Genomic DNA, 21,611 nt, shown 5'->3' with positions numbered 1-21,611 from the left:
ACTGTTACACGCAAAGGAATGCCATGAAGGTCAAGCCGAGCGTCAAGCAGATCTGCGAAAAGTGCAAAGTGATCCGCCGTAATGGCCGGGTCATGGTGATCTGCGAGAACCCGCGCCACAAGCAGCGCCAGGGCTAATTTCCCTTCATCGGGAAATCCTGGGTTGCTAACCCACGCAAGTAAATAAAAGGCAGCACAAGCTGATCTGGAACATTGAGCTCGAAAGAGTCCGGACAGCTAACCCCCGGTCGGAGGCTGGGGCCGCACAGAACGTGCGGGTGTACTGCCTAGGACCTCCGGTTTATCAAGGAGTACTGCCACTATGGCTCGTCTCGCTGGCGTAGACATTCCCCGCGAAAAGCGGCTGGAAATTGCGCTTACTTACATCTACGGCGTGGGCAAGACCCGTGCACACGAAACCCTGGCTGCCACGGGCATCAGCGCTGACGTTCGCGTCAAGGACCTGACTGACGCCCAGCTGGTTGAGCTGCGTGACTACATTGAAGGCAACTACAAGGTTGAGGGTGACCTTCGCCGCGAAGTAGCAGCAGATATCCGCCGCAAGGTTGAAATCGGCAGCTACGAAGGCCTGCGCCACCGCAAGGGCCTGCCCGTACGCGGACAGCGTACGAAGACCAACGCACGTACCCGCAAGGGCCCGAAGCGTACCGTCGCCGGCAAGAAGAAGGCCCGTTAAAATCCCCGCCGGGACTAACGGACTTTCCCCCGATAACTTTCTGTAGGAGAAAAAATGCCCCCGAAGACTCGTGGCGCGGTTCGCAAGCCGCGTAAGAAGGACAAGAAGAATATCGCGCTGGGCCAGGCGCACATCAAGAGCACTTTTAACAACACCATCGTTTCCATCACGGACCCGAACGGCGCTGTTATCTCTTGGGCTTCCTCAGGTGAGGTTGGCTTCAAGGGCTCGCGTAAGTCCACCCCGTTCGCAGCCCAGATGGCCGCCGAAGCTGCTGCCAAGCGTGCGCAGGAGCACGGCATGCGCAAGGTAGACGTTTTCGTCAAGGGCCCGGGCTCCGGACGCGAGACCGCGATCCGTTCGCTCCAGGCCGCCGGCCTCGAGGTTGGCTCCATCCAGGACGTCACCCCCGCTGCGCACAACGGCTGCCGCCCGCCGAAGCGCCGCCGCGTCTAAGGCTTTTCCGCCGTTTGAGCTTGCCCGGACCGTCGACGGTCCGGGCAAGCCCAGCGCGTTAAGTCTTCAGACCGAATTTCCACCACCTGTGTTGCGTCATATAGCGGATGCTCGCCGAAAGGAAACCTAAGTGCTCATTGCACAGCGCCCCACCCTCTCCGAAGAGGTAGTCTCCGAAAACCGTTCGCGTTTCATCATTGAACCGCTGGAACCGGGCTTCGGCTACACCCTCGGAAACTCCCTCCGCCGTACCCTGCTCTCCTCCATCCCCGGTGCTGCCGTAACCAGCATCCGGATCGATGGCGTGCTGCACGAGTTCACCACGGTTCCGGGTGTCAAGGAAGATGTCACTGAGATCATCCTGAACATCAAGAGCCTCTCGGTCTCCTCCGAGCACGATGAGCCGGTTGTTGCATACCTGCGCAAGCAGGGCCCCGGAGTCGTCACCGCCGCGGACATCGCTCCGCCGGCCGGCGTCGAATTCCACAACCCGGATCTGCACATCGCCACGCTGAACTCGAAGGGCAAGTTCGAACTCGAACTGACCATCGAGCGCGGCCGCGGCTACGTTTCGGCAGCTCAGAACAAGTCCGGCGATGCAGAGATCGGCCGCATCCCGGTCGACTCCATCTACTCGCCGGTGCTGAAGGTTACTTTCCGCGTGGAAGCAACCCGTGTTGAGCAGCGCACCGACTTCGACAAGCTGATTGTCGACGTCGAGACCAAGCAGGCCATCGCCCCGCGCGATGCTGTTGCTTCCGCAGGCACCACCCTGGTGGAGCTCTTCGGTCTGGCACGTGAGCTGAACACCGCAGCTGAAGGTATCGAGATCGGCCCGTCGCCCACCGACGCTGCCCTGGCAGCCGACATGGCACTGCCGATCGAGGATCTGGACCTCACCGTCCGTTCCTACAACTGCCTCAAGCGTGAGGGCATCCACACCGTGGGTGAACTCGTTGCCCGCTCCGAGGCTGACCTGATGGACATCCGCAACTTCGGTGCCAAGTCCATTGACGAGGTCAAGGCAAAGCTGGTTGAACTGGGCCTGTCCCTCAAGGACTCGCCTCCCGGTTTTGACCTCGCAGCACGCGCCGCAGCAATCGAAGAGGACGACGCCGCCTTCGGCGACGACGAACTCTAAACCAGACCTTGGCCGGCGGGCAGGCACCACGGTGTGCAGCGCCCACGGCTTCCATTTGAGGAGAAACAATTATGCCTACCCCCACTAAGGGTCCGCGCCTCGGAGGCGGCCCGGCTCACGAGCGCCTCATGCTCGCGAACCTGGCAGCATCCCTGTTCGAGCACAAGCGGATCACCACCACGGTGACCAAGGCCAAGCGCCTGAAGCCGTACGCAGAGCGCCTGGTCACCTTCGCCAAGCGTGGCGACCTCGCTTCCCGCCGCCGGGTCCTCGGCCTGATCAGCAACAAGGGCGTCGTCCACGAGCTGTTCACCGACATCGCCCAGGCTGTGGAGAACCGCGACGGCGGCTACACCCGCATCACCAAGATCGGCAACCGCAAGGGCGACAACGCTCCCATGGCTGTCATCGAGCTCGTCCTCGAGCCGGTTTCCGCCAAGCAGGCTGTTGTAGCCGAGGCTACCTCCGCTGCGAAGCGCGACGCTGACAAGAAGGAAGCCGCTGCTGCACCCGTTGCAGAAGAGGCTCCCGAGGCAGAGGCTGTTGAAGCCGACGCTGCTGAGGCTCCGGCTGAAGAGGCTGCAACCGAAGAGGCTCCGGCCGCTGAGGAAGCCCCCGAGGCTCCCGCAGCCGAGGAAAAGGACGCGAAGTAATTCGCTGACTTCCTTCGCATAGACTTGAGTCTATGAACGACCAAAAACCCGCGGCCCCCGTATTGGGGGGCGGCGGGTTTTTGCGTGTCCGGCTTGATTTGTCGTACGACGGCGGCCCTTTCAGCGGGTGGGCACTGCAGCCTGGCCTCCGCACCGTCCAGGGGGTCCTCGAGGAGGCCCTGCACCTGCTGGTACGGCGGCCGGTCCGCGTCACCGTTGCGGGCCGGACGGACGCGGGAGTGCACGCACGCGGCCAGGTTGTCCACCTGGACCTCACGGAAGCCGAGTGGCGGGGACTGCCGCGCGGGCACGAACTGGATCCCGCCGTCGCCATGCTCCGCAGGATCCGCGGCGCCCTGAGCCGGGTGCTCGGGGACCTCACCGGCGCCGTGGAGGTGCACAGGATTACCCTGGCACCCGAAGGCTTTGACGCCCGTTTCTCGGCCCTGTGGCGGCGCTACAGCTACCGCATCGCGGACGGTCCCGCCCTGTGGGACCCGCTGGGCCGGTACTCCACCCTGTGGCATAAGAACCCGCTGGACGTGGACCTGCTCAACGAGGGTGCCTCCAAGCTCCTGGGGCTACAGAACTTCCTGTCCTTCTGCAAGCCGCGGGAGGGTGCAACCACTATCCGCGAGCTCCAGCGCTTCGAGTTCACGCGGGCCGAAGACGGCGTCATCGTGGCCACCGTCCAGGCCGACGCTTTTTGCCACAACATGGTGCGCGCCCTGGTCGGCTCTGCCCTGTACGTGGGGGAGGGCGTTGAGGAACCGGGCTGGCTGCACGAGCGCCTGCTGGCCAGGAAGCGGGACGCCAAGTCCGTGCTCGCCGCGCCGCACCCGCTGGTGCTGGAGGAAGTGGCCTACCCGTCCGACGACGAGCTGCTGGCCCGTGCGGAACTGACAAGGGCGCTCCGGGAGCACTGAACCCATCGGTTGCTCCGTAGATGCCGTTTTGAGCCGTCAAAACGGCATCTACGGAGCAATCGATTCCCTAGAACGACGGCGGGGGCCCGTCCGCCGGTAGTGTCAGCGTGAACGTGCTGCCCTTGCCCTGGCCGCTCTCACAGGTGATGCTGCCGCCGTGGCCCTCCACGATCATCTTGGTAATGGACAGGCCAAGCCCGGCGCCGGCTATGGCCGCTTTCCGTGCAGATTCCGTCCGGAAGAAGCGCTTGAAGACCCTCGCGGTGTCTTCCCGGCTCATCCCCATTCCAGTGTCGCTGACGCTGAGCCGGACCCACTCCTCACTGAAGCTGGCGCTGACGCTGACCGTCCCGCCGTCGGGGGAGTACTTGATGGCGTTGGAGACGAGGTTGTCCAGCGCCTGGCCGATGCGCAGCGGGTCGGCGTAGGCCCAGAGAGGCGAGGGAACGTCGGCCCTGAGCTGGATATGGGCCCGCTCGGCCTGGGCCTGTGCGGAGCCCAGGCTGGTTTCCACCAGGCTGGCCAGGTCTGTCCGCTTGGGGTGCACGTTCAGGGCCGTGGAGGCGGTGGCCGTCAGGTCGGACACCAGGGCAACCAGCCGTTCCGCGTTCCGCTGGACCACCAGCAGGCGCTGGGCCACCTGTGGCGGCAGTTCAGCGCCGGCGTCATCCAGGACAAGGTCGATGTTTCCGATGATGGAATTCAGGGGCGACTTGAACTCGTGGGAGACGTTCGTGACGAGTTCCTGGTTGGCGGCGAGTGCTTCCACCCAGCCGGTGACATCGCTGTAGACCACCACCGCACCGTTGAAGCTGCCGTCCTCGCTGACCAGGGGCCGGGCGGCCGTGGACACGGCGCGCTGTTCTGCTCCCTCACCGGCCCACACCAGGTAGTCAGCGAAGGACTCACCTGCGATGGCCCGGCTGATGGGACGCTTTTCCGGCGGCAGCAGGGTCCGCCTGTCCTGGCCGAAGATCAGCTGGTGGCCCTGCCCCGGGGCGGCATCGTCAGCGCCGGTGGCCCGGCGGAAGTTCCGCTGCCGGTCGTTGGAGACGAGGAAGCGGCCGGAACGGTCGACGGCGGCAATTCCGACGTCGGTGGCGTCCAGGACCGTCTGGAGCAGCTTTTCCCGTTCCCGGCTTTCGCGCAGCAGTGTCCGGAGCTCCCTGTCCTTCTCCGCGAGTTCACGCTGCTGGAGACGGACGTGGATACTGGCAAACCGGATGGCGAGCGATACCGAGAGCATCATGAGGGGAAAGAGGACAACGGTGGTGATGTCCGTGGCGTTCAGGTTGGGGAAACGTCCCGCAATTGGGGGAATCATGATGAACATTGGGCCAACAAAGCTCAGCACCAGGCTGGTGCGTGTGAGCATTCCTGAGGCGGAAAGCCAGATCACCGGAAAGACCACCAGGACAGCGAGCCCAGGCAGGAGCGGGGCGGCGCCGTTGCGCAGAAACCCGATGGCCGCGAAGTCCAGGACGGGGACAAACAGATAGGACCGGTGGCCCAGGCGCTCCCACGGCACCAGGAAACAGCCCAGGAAGAGGATCCCATGGAGCAGGATTCCGGCCATATAGAGCGGACTGTGCAGCAATGCTGGCCATGCAAAGGGCGTAGCCGCCGCAAGGCCGGCAACAATCAGCGTCAGCGGAAGCTGGCACAGCACCACCTGGGCCCGGGGTCCGAGACCGCGGAAGAACCGTATAGGTCCACGCTGGAACAAGTGCTCAGCCATGATCGACCACCGTTTCTGGAACTGTCCCGAAGATGGAGCATTCACAGCTGTAATGCATTTCCGCGCGGGTCACCGCGGCCCATCCTTTCGGCTCGTAATCCACATGTCTTGTCATGATAATTGACTTTCCGAAATGAATGGGGAAGTAGATGTGGTCAGTAGAGGTTACGAGTAGCGTATAAATGGTTGGAGCGGATATGGCATTGGCGCTGGGCTGATGGGGGGCCATGTCCGCCTGGCATGGGGATATCAATGGACGAACTTGGCGTGGCTGTGGTAATTGAAGACGATGCCGACGTGCGCAACCTTTTAGAAGGAGTGTTGACGCAGGCAGGGTTTGAAGTGCATACAGCGGCAGACGGACGGGCCGGCGTGGAAGTGGTCCGCGACAAGCAGGCAAATGTTGTGACGCTGGATATCGGGCTTCCCGATATTGACGGTTTTGAAGTTCTGCGGCGGATCCGACATTTCAGTAACGCCTACGTGGTGATGCTGACCGGCAGGACAGAGGAGCCGGACCTGCTGTCCGCACTCAATGCGGGTGCGGACGACTACATCGCCAAGCCTTTCCGGCCCAGGGAACTGCGGGCCCGCGTAGCAGCCATGATGCGCAGGCCTCGGCACGAAATCCAAGGGCAGAAGTCCGCCGGGTCCGCCTGGGGAGCACCTCCCGCGCCGGCCGCCGTCCCGCGGACCCACGACTCCGCCGTCCTGCACCACAATGGACTTACCTTGAACCACCGCACCCGTACGGTGGAGATCAAAGGTCAACCGCTGGGGCTCACCCGCAGCGAGTTCGATTTACTGCATGTGCTGCTGCGCGGCGGCGGTGCAGTGTGCACCCGGGCTGACCTGGTCCGGGCCGTGCGCGGCGAGTTCTATGACCATGACACGTACATCAGCGAGGCGGACGAACGCGCCGTCGAAGTCCACGTGGGCAACCTGCGCCGCAAGCTCAAGGAGGACCAGGTGTCCCCGCGCTGGCTGCAGACAGTCCGCGGCGTGGGCTACCGACTGGCGCCCAGCAGGCCCCCCGAGGGTTAGGTTGGACTCAGTCGTTTTCCAGGATGTAGTTGGCCTGGAGCTCGGACACCGTTTGCCCGCCGTCCTCAGCCACCCGCACCATCAGCACCTGGCCCCGGCGGAAGTCACCCCTGCGGATCACCGCTTCCAGCAGTTCGGCAAGTTTGGCCAGCCGGAGCCCGCCCACCATGGCTGACGTGATCTTCAGGCTGATCACGGCGTCCAGGGCCGAGGCCCTGTCCTGGTTCTCCACGGCTGCAGCCAGCCGTGTGTAGCGCTCGTCCCACATGGCAGCGTAGTCGCGGGCGAAGCGCCGGGCCAGGCCGGAGCCGGCGAGCTCGTCTTCGAGCTCTTCGAGGACAGCTGCGTCAACGAGCGGCAAGAGCTCGACCGCTTCTGGTGAGAGTGGGGTTCCTGCGGCCGAAGCGACCCCGGACGGCAGGGAGCCCGCAGCGGCGGCCTCGCTGCCGGAACCGGGATCTTGACTGTGCATTGTTCAAGGCTACTTCCTGTAATTCTTCCGTTGTCCTATTTCGGGTGATCCTGTGGAAACCTTGAGCGGATCCTTTGAGACGGGGGGTCGTGGCGCCCTACTGACCGCTGAAGGTCATCACGGTATTGATGACGGCCGGTCCAAGAATGGCGATGAACAGGACCGGGAAAATGAAGAAGAGCAGCGGGAACAGGATCATCACGGGAAGCTTCATCGCCTTTTCCTCCGCACGCTGGCGCCGCTTTACGCGCATCACCTTTGCCTGGACCCGGAGCACCCGGCTGATCGCGATGCCGTAGGTGTCCGCCTGGACCACGGCCTGCACAAAACTGCGCAGCTCCGGGATGCTGGTCCTCTCCGCCAGGGCGAGGTAGGACTCGCGGCGGCTGCGGCCCACCTGCATGTCCTGCAGCGTGCGGACCAGTTCCTCGGCCAGCGGGCCCTTGCCATTTTCGCCGGCGCGGGCCATAGCCCCTTCAAAACCCAGCCCGGCCTCCACAGAGATCAGCATCTGGTCCAGCGTGTTGGCCAGTTCCAGCTGCATGGCTTTCTGGCGTTCCTGGCCCTTGCTGTACAACAGGAGGTCAGGGATGAAGTAGCCCAGGAACAATACGAAGAGTCCGGCAAGTTTCATGATGGGTGTGGTGCCAATGGCAGCGAGATAGAGCCCGAAGAAGGCCCCGGCTATACCGAGGGCAATCTTGCCGGCAAGAACTTTTTCCAGCGGCATGGAAACGGGCCGGCCCGCGAGCGACAGCAAGCGGTCCAGTTTCCGTACGTAGGGAGGCGGTGTCAGGCGGTAACCGAACCCTGCCAGTAGGCCGGATGATTTATTCTCAGCGGCTTCAGGAACGATCCGTCCGCGGTTGAGGATGGCCACCGTGGCCATTCGGCCCCTGCGGTCTACGGAGAGAACGGACCAGGCCAGGTAGCCGACAGGCATGGAGACCAGTATCAGCGAAAACAACACCATGGGACTCATCGGGACCTCAGAACTTCAGATCGATGATTTTGCGCATCCACAGGCTGCCGATCGTCATGAGCACTGCAGATGCTCCGATCATGATCCAGCCGAGCGGATGGGAGAACATCGAGTTCATATAGGAGGGGTTTACGGACATCAGCATCAACACAATGCCAAACGGCATCGCGATAAGGATGTAGGCGGAGAACTTTCCCTCTGCTGCAAGGGACTTGATGTGACCCTTGATCTCGGCGCGCTCGCGGATGGTTTCGCCGACCTGGTCCAGCACTTCCGCTAGGTTGCCACCCACCTCCCTGTTGATTTGGATAGCCTGGGCAATCCACACGAAGTCCTCGTTGCGCATACGCTCCGATGTATCAATAAGGGAGGCCAGCAGATCGCGGCCCAGGCTTGTCTCGGTGATGACCCTTCGCATCTCCTCGGACGTGGGGCTCTGTGATTCCGCTGCCGCTGCATCAATGGCGCGGAGGATGCTGTGTCCCGCACGCAGGCCTCCGGAGAGAAGCTGAAGGGTGTCGCCAAGCTGGCTGTCGAACTTCGTCCGCCGCTTGCCTGCCAGGAATCCCAGTACACGGTGGCCAATAAAAGGCGCCAGGATAAACAGCAGGACGGAGATCGCAGGTACGCCGATCACCAGCCCCACTAATACTCCGACGACGGCGCCAGCGATGACCAGCACCATGTACTCGGCCTGGCTGAAACGGACGCCGGCGTTTTCAAGAGCGTCGCGGTTGTAGAGCCGGACATTTCGGGTTGCCAGGAACCGGTCCAGGGCACCAACCGTCATGTCGGCCAGACGGGTAAGGTTCGACGGCGGATCAGCCTGGAAGGGCCGGCGCCTTTCGAGCGCGATGTCAGGAGTCCGAGGCAGCACCAGCGCCACGCCCACCATGATGGGGGCGAGGAACAGCAGGGTAGCTCCGATGATGATCAACATGCGGTCCTATCCCTTTCCGGTGCCAGTTGGGTTTGCACCAGCAGGAGCCGCACCTGCCGGGGTGGCGAAAACGGATGGCGATACGTGGATGCCGAGGTCCTCGAAACGGTCGATGAAGCGTGGCCGGATGCCGGTGGCCACGGGCTTGCCGAGGAAGCGGCCGTGCTGGTCGACGCCGGCGGAGTAATCGAACACAAATGCATCCTGCAGGGTCACGATGTCTCCTTCCATGCCCTGGACCTCGGTCACGTGGGTGATGCGGCGCGAGCCGTCCCGGAGACGTGAGATCTGGACAATCAGGTTCACCGCGGAGGCGATTTGTTCGCGGATGGCGCGCAGCGGAAGGTCCATGCCTGCCATGAGGACGAGGGTCTCCAGGCGCGCTACGGCATCGCGGGGCGAGTTGGAGTGCACGGTGGAAAGTGAACCGTCGTGGCCGGTGTTCATTGCCTGAAGCATGTCCAATGACTCGCCGCCGCGGACCTCGCCCACCACGATGCGGTCAGGGCGCATACGCAGGGAGTTCCGGAGCAGTTCGCGGATGGTGACTTCACCCTTGCCCTCGGTGTTCGGGGGACGACTTTCCAGCCGGACGACGTGGTCCTGCTGGATCTGAAGTTCCACCGCGTCCTCAATGGTGACGATGCGCTCATCCGCGGGCAGGAAGGAGGACAGCACATTAAGCAGTGTGGTTTTGCCGGTTCCCGTACCGCCGGACACGATGATGTTGAGTTTGGCCTTGACACAGGCGTTAAGTAGCTCCGCCATCTCCGGAGTCAAGGTGCCGAAATCGATCAGGTTGCGGACGGTCAGCGGCGTCTTGCTGAATTTACGGATGGTCAACGACGAGCCACCCACCGCCAGGGGCGGAATGACGGCGTTGACACGCGAACCGTCCTCGAGGCGCGCATCCACCAAGGGAGAGGACTCGTCGATTCGGCGGCCCACCTTGGACACAATGCGTTCAATAACCTTGCGAAGGTGCTCTTCGGAACTGAAGCGGGTGTCCGCGAGCGTGAGGTGACCCTTCCGTTCGACGTAGATCTGGTCCATGCGGTTGACCATGATTTCCGTAACCGCTGGATCATCGAGCAACCGCTGAAGCGGGCCATAGCCCAAAACGTCATCGGCCACGTCCTGGACCAATCGAGTCCGCTCCTCAGGCGACAGTGGCACCTGCTCAGCGTCGATGATCCGCGTAAGCTCGTCGCGTGCCGAAGACTTCAATTCTTGTTCCGTTATGGCGGAGTCATTGAACCGGGCGCCCATATGTTCGAACAAGGCCGTCGCGGCCCGTTGCTTAAGTGCTGCGAAGACGTCGACGGATTGCTGAAGTTTCGGCTTCGGCTCATCAAAGAGTGCTGTGGGTACGACGATGTCGGCGGCAGCCGGTGCCGCCGACGTCCGCTTTTCTCGGGACTGTTCCAGCCACTGCACCCGTTGGGCGGGAACCTCGGGACGCGGAACGTCGCGCGTGGGAGCTGAGGCTTTGGCGGAGGATGGCTTGGCAGACGGCTGGGATTTCGCCTGTGCGGCGTTGATGCGCTCTGAAAGTTTCATCTAGACCACTACCCTTCGATGCAGTTTGCGCTGGGATTTTGCCCGCCACGCGGGGTTGAATCGCTCCACGAGATGGTTAAGGCCCTTGACGGCCGGGTCTTTTACCGGCTCCTGGAGCACCGGGATTCCCCGGTTTGTGGACAGGGCAACCGCACGGGATCGCGGGATGCTCACGTCAATGGGCGCCCCGATGGTTGATTCCAGGTCCTGGACGGTGAGGCCGGTCTTGGAGTCGGCCATGTTCAGCACCACATGGCGGGTATCGGGGCTGATGTCCAGCTGGCGCAGGATATCCAATCCGGAACGAAGGCCGCGCACGCTCGGGATATCCATGCCGCTGACCCAGACCACATCGGTGCACTTTTCCATGGCTGCCAACCCAATCTCGGGCAGCCCCGGCGCGGTGTCCACCACCACGTACTGGAACTGCTGTGACAGCTGTTCGATGAGCCGGCCGATCTGGTCCGGCGTGATCTCGTCCGCGTCGACCGGGGTCGGGGGAGCGCAAAGGGCATAGATGCTGCTTGGATGCACCGTGAGGAAAGCCTTGAGGACCAGGGAATCCTGGCTGGCGGCCGGAGACACAGCGTCCGTCACTGTGTGCTCCGGGTCCAGGTAGAGCCCTGAAGCGACATCCCCGAACTGGAGGTCGAGGTCCACAATGACAACGCTCATGGGGGCGATCTTCCCCAGCCCAATGGCAATATTGGTGGCTATGGTGGTTTTGCCCACGCCGCCTTTGGGCGAGAAAACACCGATCACCAGTCCCTTGTTGCTCTCGGCCGCCTGCTGGGGTGCGAGTGTCCGGTGGCGGCTGGCGAAGGACTGGCTGGCACGTTCCAGCAGGACGCGCAGCTGGGCGGCGTCTGCATCGGGGGATGCGATGTCCTTGATGCCTGCCCGCATGGCCTGCAGCAGGAAATCGGGCCCAGGAGAAGCCGCCATAACGACGCTGAGCTCCGGGAAACTGACGTTCAAAACGGTGGCGAACAGAAGTGCTTCGTCCAAGGGAACCTCGGGACCCAAAATCAGGACCTCAGGCTGTTCCTGGTCCAGGCTCGCGAAAAGCTGGTGCGGGTCAGCGGGCAGCAGGCTGGTGAAGAACGTCTGCACTCCACCGTGTAGGCCACCTGCAACGGCTTGCCGTAATCGGGCGTCGAAGTCGGTGTCAGGGGTGATAAGGACGAAGCGGCTCACTTGTACAGGTCCTGCCGGGTCATGACGCGCGGCCCGCTGTCCTGGGCGTCGACTGGTTCGCGGCTGAGCCAGAGGGAAGCGTACTCCGCGGCGAAAACGATCTTGTTTGAGTTCACATCGTTGACGGCCACCGTGACCATCAGCATGCCCGTGGGCAGGTTGACGTCCTGAGGGTCCGGCTGGGCGGGATCGGTTGCGGCGGCGGAAGGCTTTGCCGCCGATGCTTCCGGCGCGCGCTGGACTGCCGTCACCAGGGCCTTGTGGATCGCGAGCTGGACAGTTTCCTTGTCCGGCTTCGCCTCGAGGCCGCCGTTGGGCAGGGAGATGAAGATGCCCACAGTGTCGCCGGGAGCCAGGCGCCCGCCCACAACGCGCTGGGGCTCAAGCTGGAACGAGACTTCCTGCAGCCCTGCCGGCACGGGTACGGAGCCGGAGGTCTTCAGTTCCTCGGGGGATACCAGCCGCTCTGCAACGAGCTGCTCGCCGGGGACAAGGTCCGCGGAAGTGACCTTACCCGCCGATCCATCCAAGGTATTCAGGGCGGTTTTTGCGACGGCGGTGCCAGGCAACTGCTGAAGCGCCACGGAGGCCTTCAAAGTTTCGACGGAGGAGCCGGCGGGCACCGCTTTGTTGACCACGAGGACGCCCACAGGGTCGAGGTTGGCGACGGCCCGCTGGTCTGCACCCTGGGCGTAGGTCACCACAATGACCGCACCGACGATGGCAAGCAGAACCGCCACCACACCGGCCAACAAACGAGACTTCACTGAATGCTCCTGGATATTTCAAAGATCATGGGCGGGGCGTGCTCGGATTAACGGAGTTCGACGACGGTTGCACCATCAGGGTTGACGTCACCCAAGGTGTAGCCCTTCGCGAGGGAGACGTATTGGACGAAGCTTCCGATAATTCCCCGGCAGGGCTCCCGGCACTCCAACGCGGCCGGAACGTCCGGTGCTCGGTTGCGGAAAGTATATGGAAGCCCGGTGTTGCCAACTTTCCACCCGGCAACTTTGAACGCGGCGAAGGTGGTCAGCCCGTAGACCGCGCCGGTACCGGTGCCAGTGACGGAGTTGAAGACAGGCAACAGGACTATCACGTCTTTGCCGGCGTTCATATCAGCCGCCCAACCGTTGAGGAGGGCCTCGCAATTGGGCGGAGCGTTATTGCCTGTATCACCGCCGGCGGTGCTGAGGGCGATATCGATCAAAGCACCGCACTGACCCGGGTCCTGTTTGAGGCCGCCAAAGCCGCCTTCCACCGCAGCACCCGAGGGCCCATAATTACAGTCCGCATTTGCGTTCTTTCCATGCAGCTGCAAGAGCTGCATCACTCCTGCCTTGCCCCGGACCTGACAGATGGAGACGGTGATTGGAAAGACGGTCGGTCCCTTTGCTGGGCTGCCCCAACCGACTGTGGACGGGGCGTTGACCTCGGCGGAGTTGAAGCCGAGTGCACGGGCAAGGAAAAGGGACACTTCGTTCGGGGTGTGGCCGGCTTCCTGAGAACCAACGGTGGCCGTCACCGTACGGGTGGTCTTGTTGAGCACTATCGACTTGATATTGCTCAGGCCGTCATTCGCATTGCGGTTCGCGAGGCTCTTTGCCAGAGAGGAGGTGTTCGAGCAGTCGACGTCGCCGGCGTTCTTCGCGCACTTTTGGGCCACGGACAAGGCAGCTGCGTCTGCTCCATTCCGGAGTTGAGCGCGTTCTGAATACATCATGGCCACGTCCACGGCCATGGCGCCGAAGCCCAAAAGAACCACCAGCGTAATGGCGACGATCACGCTCACGGCGCCGCGTTCGCCGTCGTTATTCTTCGTCGTTGGTGCTAGCCGCCGCATAGCATGGCTCCCTTGCCGGTCAAGGTGAACGGTCCTGCTATTCCGGTCAGCGTGGATAGGGAATAGGTGATGGTAATGGTGGCCTGGGGGCTGGTCCCGGTGCTGACCGTTGAGGGGCATGGCGTCCCAAAGACTATGTTGGCGTCCTGTAACCCGGGCTTTAGAGAAACAGCTGTGGTCTTTGCTGCTGACTTGGCTGTCGTTTGGTTGCCGGTGATCGCCATCACCCGCACCCCTTCACGGGCAGCGGCTGAAAGTGAAGCTTGGGCGTTGTAGGCACGGCTGAATTCCACAATGCCCAAAAGCAGCATGACCAGGACGGGGGCTACGATCGCAAACTCGACCGCAACGGCTCCGCGCTCGGACGCCCTGGACATGGGTGATGCCTTTCGGAGTGATCTTGCGAGGAAAACGGAGTGGGGGGGGGGGGTTTGGCGCCCCCGCCACTGCGCGGATGGTGAGAGCGATATGAATCGCTGCGCTTGGTATTACGGGCCGCAGGTACCGGCTCCGGCTGTTGCGCCGGCCGTGTAGGTCCCGCCGCTGATCGAGCACTGGACCTCGGTGAACATATCGTCCAACGTGCCGCCCAGAAGGGTGACGGCGACAATGATGACAACTGCAATGAGGCCGACCATGATGCCGTACTCGACGGCAGTAGCGCCCTTTTCGTTGGTGTGGAGGCGGGTCATGATGTTGGTGTAGAGAGAAAGCATTTGAGACTCCTGAGCGAGTGGGGGAAGCTGGTCCTGCACCAGCTCTGAAATCAAGTTAGCAACGGACGGTAGCCCTGCGGCCGGATCTTGGAGCATCCTGCGCGAAGGCTTTACGCAGTGTATTTTTCTTGCGCTTATCCTTGGTTTTCGCTGCGCTAACGCTGGGTTTGGAGTTGCCCGGGCACACAAACGGACCCCCTCGGTTCTGGGTGCCGAGGGGGTCCGGTCTATAGGGCGCCAAGGCGGCGCGGTACTTTCATCCGGTGAGCTAAGGGATGCCTAAGGCTGCGCTTAGAGACGCAGTAAGGCTTTGATAGTGAAGATTCAAGGCGTGACCGAAAGCCATGACTCCAAGGACCAGCGCCAAAGCCAGGAACGAAACCAAAATCCCGTATTCCGTGGCGGTGGCGCCACGTTGGTCCTCAAGAAGGGTCTTGAGCGCCCCTGGAAGCCGAACGGGGCTTCTGCTGATATGGCGATGCATGACTTCCCCTAGGAGAACACCGAGATGATTTGAAGCACGGCCGGCCCCAGCAGGACGATGAAGAGCGTAGGCAGGATGAAGAAGATGAGAGGAAAGAGCATCTTGACCGGCATCTTCATTGCGTGTTCTTCCGCGAGCTGCCGGCGCTTGATTCTCATGTCCTTCGCTTGCGCCTTGAGGACGCCTGCGATGGCAATGCCGTACGTGTCGGCCTGCACGACGGCCCGTACGAAAGTACGGACGGACGGAACATCGACTCGTTCCGAAAGCGCCAAATAAGCTTCCTTACGGGAGCGTCCCACCTGGATGTCCTGCAGGGTCCTGATCAGCTCGTCGGCCAATGGGCCCCGGCCGTTCTCGCCCGCCCGGCCCATGGCAGATTCAAAACCCAGCCCTGCCTGGACGGAGATCAGCATCTGATCCAAGGCGTTGGGGAGTTCAAGACGGATCTCCTCCCGCCGCTTTTGGGCCCGGTTTCGGATAAGAAGGTCGGGAACGAAGTAGGCCAGCGCAACCATGACCACAGCGATGGCGAACCTGCCGGCCGAGGGTGCGCCCAGGAAAACCAGGAGGCCAAGAAGCGCACCAGCGAAAGCGAGCAGTGGCTTCACCATGAGAATCCGGGTCAGCGGCCACTGCTTCGGCCGACCTGCACCAGCCAGCTGCTTGTCCAGCCAGGCTTCGTAGCTCTTGGGCGTAATGCGCTTTGACAGATCCGTGACCTGCTGGCTGATGTTGAGGGACTGCACGGCTTGACTTGGGCGGCCGCCAAGGTTGGCCTTGATTCGACGCAATCCTGCACGATCTCCCGTGAAGGACAGCCAGACCATGCCGGAGATAGGAACGATAATTGCCAAGATTGCTGCTAGAGCGATGGGTTGCATGTCGTGTCCCCTAGTACTTTGGCTTGATGATGCGGCTGAGCCAAAACCCGCCGAGAGAGAGGAGTGCGATCGCGGCGGCCAACATGACAAATCCAATGAAGGTCGTCGTGAACACCCGCGCGTAGGTCGGGTTGAACGTCACCAATCCGATGAACATCAGGATGGGCAAGGCCATGAGAACCAAGGCGGAGATTCGTCCTTCCGCGCTGAGAGCCCTTACCTGGCCTTTCACCTGGTTCCGGTCACGGATGGTGTCACCCACGTGGTCCAATACTTCCGCCAGGTCACCACCCACTTCGCGGTGAATTTCTATGGCTTGGGCAATCCAATAGAAGTCCTCGCTGGCCGTCCTGCGTGAAACATCTGCCATGGACTCGCCCAGGTCCCGGCCGATCCTGGTTTCGTTGACGATGCGGCTAAGCTCCTCGGCCATTGGACCATCGTTTTCCTGGGCGGCTGCATCGATGGCACGGAGCAGGCTGTGGCCTGCACGAAGACCTCCCGAGAACATTTGAAGCGTGTCCGGTACTTGGGAGTCGAACGTCTTTCGACGCCGGGAAATAAGCAAGTTGAGGGCAACGTACAGGAGGACTGGGGCCATGATGAAGGCGAGGATGCTGATGCCGAGACCGCCGAGGAAGAAGCCAGCCACCGTTGCCGCAAGAGTGATGGCTCCCGCCATCAGGAGGTAGTCTCCCGGCTCCTTATTGAGGCCTGCCTGCTCAAGCTTTTCCCTGTTGAAGAGGCCGGTGGGTCGCTTCTTAAGACTGCGGTTCAGGACCCCGACGGCCTGGTTGGTCAGGCGGGACAGGCTCGAAGAGTGCTGGGCAATGTCCGGACGTCTCCGCGAGAGGGGGACGGCGGAGCCTCTCCACACAACCGTGAATACCAAGGCCAGTGCAGCATAGACCAGGAACAGTCCGGCCATGAACATCGCGACAGGAGTGTCGACTGCCATTGTCATCGACCCCTGATCGGGTCGGCCCCAAAGATGTGGGGTGAAACGTGGATCCCGAGCTCAATAAACCGGTCAGTGAACCGTGGGCGAACGCCTGTAGGAATGGGCTTCCCGAGGAAGCGTCCGCTTGCATCTACCCCGGCCGAGTAGTCAAAGACGAAGGCATCCTGAAGGGTTACGATATCCCCCTCCATCCCTTGAACCTCGGTGATGTGAGTGACTCTCCGGGTTCCGTCGCGGAGCCTGGAAATGTGGACGATGAGGTTCACGGCGGAAGCTACTTGTTCCCTTACTGCTCGGAGCGGCAGATCCATGCCGGCCATCAGAACCAAAGTCTCCAGGCGGGCGATTGCGTCCCTGGGTGAGTTCGCGTGGACCGTTGAGAGGGAACCGTCGTGCCCGGTGTTCATGGCCTGCAACATATCGAGACATTCGCCGCCGCGGACTTCGCCTACAACGATTCGGTCAGGCCGCATGCGCAGCGAGTTCCTGACAAGGTCCCGGATGGCAACCTCGCCCTTGCCCTCGATGTTTGCGGGCCGGCTCTCCAACCTCACTACATGGTCCTGCTGCAGTTGGAGCTCTACCGCGTCCTCAATAGTAACGATCCTGTCCGAAGCCGGGATGAAGGACGACAGTGCGTTGAGCAAAGTGGTTTTGCCTGTACCCGTACCGCCGGAAACGATGATGTTCATTCGTGCCAGTACGCAGGCCTGGAGAAGTTCTGCCATCTCAGGGGACAGGCTGCCAAAACCAATCAGCTTCTGTACGGTGAGCGCATCACCTCCAAACTTTCGGATGGTCAGTGCCGGTCCGTTGACCGCCAGCGGCGGGATGATTGCGTTGACGCGGGAGCCGTCAGCCAAACGTGCGTCCACCAGGGGAGAGGACTCGTCAATACGGCGGCCAACCTTGGAGACGATACGTTCGATGACGCGACGCAATGCGTCGTCGGAAGCGAACTTGGTATCCGTGAGTGTCAGTTTGCCGGCGCGCTCCACGTAGACCTGGTCAAACCGGTTCACCATGACTTCGGTGACCGACGGATCATCCAGGAATCGCTGGATGGGCCCGTGGCCAAGGACGTCGTCGATGATTTCCCGAATCAACCGCTGCCGTTCAGCGGATGTGAGGGGGACCTGCTCCTCGTCGACGACGATTTTCAGCTCGTCTTTGACATATTGATGGAGCTCTGCCTCCTCAAGCGACGAGTCAGTGATGCGCGCGCCCAGGCGCTCGTAAAGCGCTTGGCTAGCACGTTCCTTCAGGGCGCTGAGAGCGCCGCTGGCCACGGCGGCTGTGGGTGCCAACTCAACGACCTCGGCTATTTCCGCTGATTTCGCCTCATGGATCCGCCCGAGAGTGGCCGGTTCAAGAGGGCCCATCGCTGGCACGAAGACGTTTTGCGGCTCGACTTCCGCTACTGGCGCGGTTGACTCAGTACCGCGTACCTTTTCAAGCCTGCGTGAGAGGTTCACTGGACAACCGCCCTTCTATGCAACTTCTTGTGTGGTCTTTCTTCCCAATTGGGCTTGAAACGCTCTACCAGCTGCCGGAGCCCCCTTGTTGCGGGGTCCCTGGTGCCGTCCTGGAGCAGCGGTATGCCTTTGTTGGTTGAGAACGGCAAGGTCCTTGAACGGGGGAGTACGACATCCACCGGCGCACCGATAGTTGCTTCGACGTCCTGAAGGGTCAGTCCGCTTCTGCGGTCAGCCATGTTGAGCACCACGTGCCGCCGTTCCGGCAGAAGGTTCAACTCCGCAAGAATCTGGTTGCCGGTGCGAAGGCCGCGGATGCTTGGAACGTCCATTCCGCAGATCCATACGGCGTCGGAGGCCATGTCAAGCGTGGCCAGAACGTGCTCGCCGAGCCCAGGTGCAGTGTCAACCACAACGTACTGGAATTCCTGGCGGAGCTGTGAGAGGAGATGACTGACGTTTTCTCCACTAATCCTGTCCATTTCGACGGGGTTTTTTGGCGCGCACAGTGCATAGATTCCGCCTGGATGAACTGTCAGGTATGTCTTGAGAACCATGGAATCCTGGCTGGCCGCGCCCACAACAGCATCCGTGATGGTGTGCTCAGGTTCCAGCATCAGCCCGCTCGCAACGTCGCCAAACTGGAGGTCGAGGTCGACGATGACCACACCCATTGGTGCAATCTTCCCCAGCCCTATGGCGATGTTCGTTGCAACGGTTGTCTTGCCGACGCCGCCCTTCGGTGAGATGACAGCGATGATGCGTCCGCCGGCGGCATGCTCGTGGTGCTCGGAGCTGCTTGGCGCCAAACCGCGCCGGCGACCTGCTGATGCCAGGCTGGCACGTTCCACAATGATCCGTATATGGTCCACGTCCGCTGCTGGATCCAAAAGATCGCGGATTCCGGCGCGCATCGCTTGGATTGCCACGTCCGAGGACTCACCGGCCACCAGGATCATGCTGATCTCCGGATACTGCAGGTCCATGACGGCGGCGAACTTCAGAGCGTCGTCCGCAGGAAGGCCCGGACCGAGGACGAATACCTCGGGTGGTTCCCCCAGCAGCTGCCTGAGGACCTCTTCAGGGCCCTGCGGGAGGTAATCGGCTTGGAAGTACTGGAGGGAGCCGGGCATGCCGACTGTTGCCATACGAACCCGGCGTTCAAAATCCGTATTGGGTGTGATCAGTACGAAGCGGCTCATCGGAATACCTTCGTCTTATCCACAACACCGTTGTTGCCCTCGGTGGCTTCGCTGGGTTCCTTGGAGAGGTAGATCCTTCCGAATTCGGCAGCGTATACGAGCCGTTCGGCTTCTACGGAGTTGCGGGCAACCGTGATGAGGTAGGTGCCGTCGCTCTGGTTTTCTCCGGAACTCAGCTTGCCGTCAGACTGCCCTTCCTTCGCTGCGTCCGGCTGGGCGGGGCTGCCGTTGCTGAACTGGGTGGCGGTTACGAGGACCTTGTGGAATGTCAGCTGCGTGCCGGCGGACTGAGTGGCGTTCGCGCCTTCTCCGGTTGAGTCCGTCAGGGAGACGAAGATGCCCACGGTGTCACCGGCGGTTATTTTTCCGCCCACAACACGTTCAATAGGAAGTTTGAGCGAGATCTCCTGCATGCCATCGGGGACCGCAACCCTGGAAGGACCAAGGAACGAGTTGGCTTCGACCAGACGGCTGGCGAGCAACTGTTCACCAGGAACGAGCGACACCGCGGTGACTTTGGCTCCTTCATCAGCAAGGTCAGTGACTGTGTCACTCGTCAGCGCGGACTTTGGCAGCGGCTTTTTTACCACCAGCCCGCCTATTTCGCTGACCGGTGTTCCCGCTGGAATGGGTGCCTGGACCACAAGTACCTCGGTGGTTTCGGTTCCTGCCATTGCGCGCGCGTCGGCACTTTGTACATAGGTGATCAGAAGGACTGTGCCGGCTATCGCAATAACCAACGCGGCGATGCCTCCCAGTAGGCGTGCTTTCACTTTCTTCCCCTTTGATGATGCTTACTTGATCAGCCCCAGGACAACGACGTTGCCCGTGGGTGTGGTTGTTCCTCCGGTGAAGAGGTTGGGATCTGCGGAGTAACCGACGAAGGTGCCGTAAAGGCCTTTCTCGCTTCCGCTGAACACTGGGGTCGGGTCATATTTGGCCTGACCGGACAAGTTCCAGGCCTGGATTTTGAAGCCGGCCCATTTTTCGATGAAGTACTGGACGGAACTGCCGTTGCAGGTGCCGAACTGCGCAGCGGGCATTCCATCGCAGGTGTATTTGTAGACGGGCAGTGCCACTGTGGACCCCGCCAGCGAAGGGTTCAGAGAGGGGTTGAAGAGGTCAATGCATCCATTAGGGACTGCGGCTCCTGCGCTTGTTTTGCTCCATTGGCCGATTTCCGCTGTGACATTGCATCCTGTCGAGCCATCGGGATTAAGCCATGCGAAACCACCAGGAATGATCTGGTTCGACGGGTTGAGGCCATTGCAGTCCTGCGCCCCGCCCTGGATCAGAATTTTGTGAGGAAGCCCGTCATCCTTGAACTCGCAGGGGGCAAATGTCAGGGGGAGGACCGTGATTCCCTTAGTTGGGTACAACCATTTAGCCGTGGCCGTTGCTCCTACCGTGGCTGCCGGGGCGTTTAAGGCGCTGGCAAACATCTTGGTGAGGAAGCCTGCGTTCGTGGTCCCGTCCTTCGTGGATGTGGTGACAGTCACCTCCCCTGGGACAGAAAGGTCCACGCTCTGAACCGTGGACTTGTTGTCGTTGGAGTTGCTGTCGGCAAGGGCCTCGGCCACCGCATTTGCGTCCGCTTGCGTGCAGCCCCCGGCTTCGGAACAGATGTCCACACCAGCAAGGGCGCCGGCATCCGCTGCGTTTTGCAGTTGGGCGCGTTCGGCGTAAATCTGCCCCGTATCGACGGCCAAGGCGCCGGCGCCGATGAGGACGATCATCATGACCGCCACCATGACCCCGGCAGCTCCCCTCTCGTGATCCTTGTGGTCCTTGACTATCCGTTGCATCTCATCGCTCCTACGCCGGTAAGCGTTACTGAGCTGCCAAAAAGCCCCGTTAGCGTTGCAGCCGGGTAAGTGATGGTCACCTTGGCTGTAGCGTTGGGCGCGCAGGATGCGGGGCTGAACGAATACGCGAACGCTGCCGAGTTGACTCCGGGGGCACCAGCGACCGCCGCTGCTTTGGCGTCCGTTTGACTGTTCTTAACCGCCATCCCACGGGCAGCTTCACGCGCAGCCTGGGTGACAGATATTTGGGCGTTGTAGGCGTTGGCAAACTCCACGATGCCGACAACGAGCGCCAGCAACACGGGAGCGACTAAAGCAAACTCCACCGCGATGGCGCCACGGCTCTTGTTTTCCGTGTCTTTCACGAAGATCTTCTTCAACGGATCCCCCGAGGATGGTTGGATTTTTGAATGTGCCGCGCGGTTCGACGCGCGGC

At 61.7% G+C, this 21,611-nt stretch carries 26 protein-coding genes; 8 read left to right on the top strand and 18 right to left on the bottom strand.

Annotation, left to right across the window (positions count from 1 at the left end):
* Positions 1–23 precede the first annotated feature (23 nt).
* From rpmJ to U7114_RS04925, 6 genes are all read left to right on the top strand, one after another.
* Entirely contained in the window at positions 24–137 is a 114-nt protein-coding gene (gene rpmJ / locus U7114_RS04950; RefSeq protein ID WP_009358722.1) for a 50S ribosomal protein L36, read from the top strand.
* A gap of 184 nt (positions 138–321) precedes the next feature.
* Positions 322–696 carry a 30S ribosomal protein S13 gene (rpsM, locus tag U7114_RS04945; protein ID WP_003803743.1) on the top strand — a complete coding sequence of 125 codons (375 nt, stop codon included), beginning with the start codon at positions 322–324 and terminating at the stop codon, positions 694–696.
* Between the two features lie 54 nt (positions 697–750).
* The gene (rpsK, locus tag U7114_RS04940) at positions 751–1,152 is read left to right on the top strand and encodes a 30S ribosomal protein S11 (RefSeq protein WP_018769149.1); all 402 of its coding nucleotides are present in this window, start codon (positions 751–753) and stop codon (positions 1,150–1,152) included.
* Between the two features lie 130 nt (positions 1,153–1,282).
* Positions 1,283–2,293 carry a DNA-directed RNA polymerase subunit alpha gene (locus tag U7114_RS04935; protein ID WP_013601812.1) on the top strand — a complete coding sequence of 337 codons (1,011 nt, stop codon included), beginning with the start codon at positions 1,283–1,285 and terminating at the stop codon, positions 2,291–2,293.
* A 71-nt stretch (positions 2,294–2,364) separates the two neighbouring features.
* On the top strand, positions 2,365–2,946 hold the full coding sequence (gene rplQ, locus U7114_RS04930) for a 50S ribosomal protein L17 (RefSeq protein WP_157241611.1): 582 nt from the start codon (positions 2,365–2,367) through the stop codon (positions 2,944–2,946).
* A gap of 32 nt (positions 2,947–2,978) precedes the next feature.
* Entirely contained in the window at positions 2,979–3,872 is an 894-nt protein-coding gene (locus tag U7114_RS04925; RefSeq protein ID WP_197432482.1) for a tRNA pseudouridine synthase A, read from the top strand.
* A 67-nt stretch (positions 3,873–3,939) separates the two neighbouring features.
* Here the strand turns inward: U7114_RS04925 and U7114_RS04920 are convergent, their stop codons facing one another.
* The gene (locus tag U7114_RS04920) at positions 3,940–5,610 is read right to left on the bottom strand and encodes a sensor histidine kinase (protein ID WP_323056675.1); all 1,671 of its coding nucleotides are present in this window, start codon (positions 5,608–5,610) and stop codon (positions 3,940–3,942) included.
* Positions 5,611–5,862: 252 nt separating this feature from the next.
* On the opposite strand from U7114_RS04920, the gene U7114_RS04915 reads away from it, so the two are divergent.
* A complete protein-coding gene (locus U7114_RS04915) occupies positions 5,863–6,654 on the top strand; it encodes a response regulator transcription factor (RefSeq protein WP_157241613.1) in 792 nt (263 codons plus the stop codon).
* Between the two features lie 7 nt (positions 6,655–6,661).
* Here the strand turns inward: U7114_RS04915 and U7114_RS04910 are convergent, their stop codons facing one another.
* From U7114_RS04910 to U7114_RS04865, 10 genes are all read right to left on the bottom strand, one after another.
* On the bottom strand, positions 6,662–7,126 hold the full coding sequence (locus U7114_RS04910) for an Hpt domain-containing protein (protein ID WP_323056674.1): 465 nt from the start codon (positions 7,124–7,126) through the stop codon (positions 6,662–6,664).
* Between the two features lie 97 nt (positions 7,127–7,223).
* Positions 7,224–8,108: a type II secretion system F family protein gene (locus tag U7114_RS04905; protein WP_323056673.1), complete on the bottom strand. Its 885-nt coding sequence runs from the start codon at positions 8,106–8,108 to the stop codon at positions 7,224–7,226.
* 7 nt (positions 8,109–8,115) lie between these two features.
* A complete protein-coding gene (locus U7114_RS04900; protein WP_323056672.1) occupies positions 8,116–9,048 on the bottom strand; it encodes a type II secretion system F family protein in 933 nt (310 codons plus the stop codon).
* A gap of 6 nt (positions 9,049–9,054) precedes the next feature.
* The gene (locus U7114_RS04895; RefSeq protein WP_323056671.1) at positions 9,055–10,608 is read right to left on the bottom strand and encodes a CpaF family protein; all 1,554 of its coding nucleotides are present in this window, start codon (positions 10,606–10,608) and stop codon (positions 9,055–9,057) included.
* Positions 10,609–11,805: an AAA family ATPase gene (locus U7114_RS04890; RefSeq protein ID WP_323056670.1), complete on the bottom strand. Its 1,197-nt coding sequence runs from the start codon at positions 11,803–11,805 to the stop codon at positions 10,609–10,611.
* Positions 11,802–12,572 carry a Flp pilus assembly protein CpaB gene (gene cpaB / locus U7114_RS04885; protein WP_323056669.1) on the bottom strand — a complete coding sequence of 257 codons (771 nt, stop codon included), beginning with the start codon at positions 12,570–12,572 and terminating at the stop codon, positions 11,802–11,804. The genes U7114_RS04890 and cpaB (U7114_RS04885) overlap by 4 nt, the downstream gene beginning before the upstream one ends.
* A 47-nt stretch (positions 12,573–12,619) precedes the next feature.
* Positions 12,620–13,648, bottom strand: coding sequence for a TadE/TadG family type IV pilus assembly protein (locus U7114_RS04880; protein ID WP_323056668.1), 1,029 nt, complete (start codon positions 13,646–13,648; stop codon positions 12,620–12,622).
* Positions 13,636–14,025 (bottom strand): TadE/TadG family type IV pilus assembly protein, encoded by a 390-nt coding sequence (locus U7114_RS04875; protein ID WP_323056667.1) that lies wholly within the window; start codon positions 14,023–14,025, stop codon positions 13,636–13,638. The genes U7114_RS04880 and U7114_RS04875 overlap by 13 nt, the downstream gene beginning before the upstream one ends.
* Before the next feature lie 111 nt (positions 14,026–14,136).
* Positions 14,137–14,364, bottom strand: a complete 228-nt coding sequence (locus tag U7114_RS04870) for a Flp family type IVb pilin (RefSeq protein ID WP_323056666.1) — start codon at positions 14,362–14,364, stop codon at positions 14,137–14,139.
* Positions 14,365–14,632: 268 nt separating this feature from the next.
* Positions 14,633–14,731, bottom strand: a complete 99-nt coding sequence (locus U7114_RS04865) for a hypothetical protein (RefSeq protein WP_323056696.1) — start codon at positions 14,729–14,731, stop codon at positions 14,633–14,635.
* Between U7114_RS04865 and U7114_RS04860 the strand changes: the two genes are divergently transcribed.
* A complete protein-coding gene (locus tag U7114_RS04860; RefSeq protein ID WP_321216337.1) occupies positions 14,696–14,860 on the top strand; it encodes a hypothetical protein in 165 nt (54 codons plus the stop codon). The genes U7114_RS04865 and U7114_RS04860 overlap by 36 nt on opposite strands.
* Here U7114_RS04860 and U7114_RS04855 read toward each other — a convergent pair.
* Genes U7114_RS04855 through U7114_RS04825 form a run of 7 tightly spaced genes read right to left on the bottom strand, consistent with a single transcriptional unit; the run spans position 14,857 to position 21,555 of the window.
* A complete protein-coding gene (locus tag U7114_RS04855) occupies positions 14,857–15,732 on the bottom strand; it encodes a type II secretion system F family protein (protein ID WP_321214062.1) in 876 nt (291 codons plus the stop codon). The genes U7114_RS04860 and U7114_RS04855 overlap by 4 nt on opposite strands.
* 10 nt (positions 15,733–15,742) lie before the next feature.
* Positions 15,743–16,690 (bottom strand): type II secretion system F family protein, encoded by a 948-nt coding sequence (locus tag U7114_RS04850; protein ID WP_321216279.1) that lies wholly within the window; start codon positions 16,688–16,690, stop codon positions 15,743–15,745.
* A gap of 2 nt (positions 16,691–16,692) precedes the next feature.
* On the bottom strand, positions 16,693–18,168 hold the full coding sequence (locus U7114_RS04845; protein WP_321214061.1) for a CpaF family protein: 1,476 nt from the start codon (positions 18,166–18,168) through the stop codon (positions 16,693–16,695).
* Positions 18,165–19,370 (bottom strand): AAA family ATPase, encoded by a 1,206-nt coding sequence (locus U7114_RS04840; protein ID WP_321214060.1) that lies wholly within the window; start codon positions 19,368–19,370, stop codon positions 18,165–18,167. Before U7114_RS04840 ends, U7114_RS04845 begins: the two co-directional genes overlap by 4 nt.
* The gene (cpaB, locus tag U7114_RS04835; RefSeq protein ID WP_321214059.1) at positions 19,367–20,143 is read right to left on the bottom strand and encodes a Flp pilus assembly protein CpaB; all 777 of its coding nucleotides are present in this window, start codon (positions 20,141–20,143) and stop codon (positions 19,367–19,369) included. The genes U7114_RS04840 and cpaB (U7114_RS04835) overlap by 4 nt, the downstream gene beginning before the upstream one ends.
* 21 nt (positions 20,144–20,164) lie before the next feature.
* Positions 20,165–21,175, bottom strand: coding sequence for a TadE/TadG family type IV pilus assembly protein (locus U7114_RS04830; protein ID WP_323056665.1), 1,011 nt, complete (start codon positions 21,173–21,175; stop codon positions 20,165–20,167).
* Positions 21,163–21,555 (bottom strand): TadE/TadG family type IV pilus assembly protein, encoded by a 393-nt coding sequence (locus U7114_RS04825; RefSeq protein WP_321214057.1) that lies wholly within the window; start codon positions 21,553–21,555, stop codon positions 21,163–21,165. The genes U7114_RS04830 and U7114_RS04825 overlap by 13 nt, the downstream gene beginning before the upstream one ends.
* Between the last annotated feature and the right edge of the window lie 56 nt (positions 21,556–21,611).

Source organism: Pseudarthrobacter sp. C1 (assembly GCF_034720455.1).
Classification (GTDB): domain Bacteria; phylum Actinomycetota; class Actinomycetes; order Actinomycetales; family Micrococcaceae; genus Arthrobacter.
Note: the sequence above shows the minus strand (reverse complement) of the source record. Positions and strands in the feature narration are given on the sequence as shown.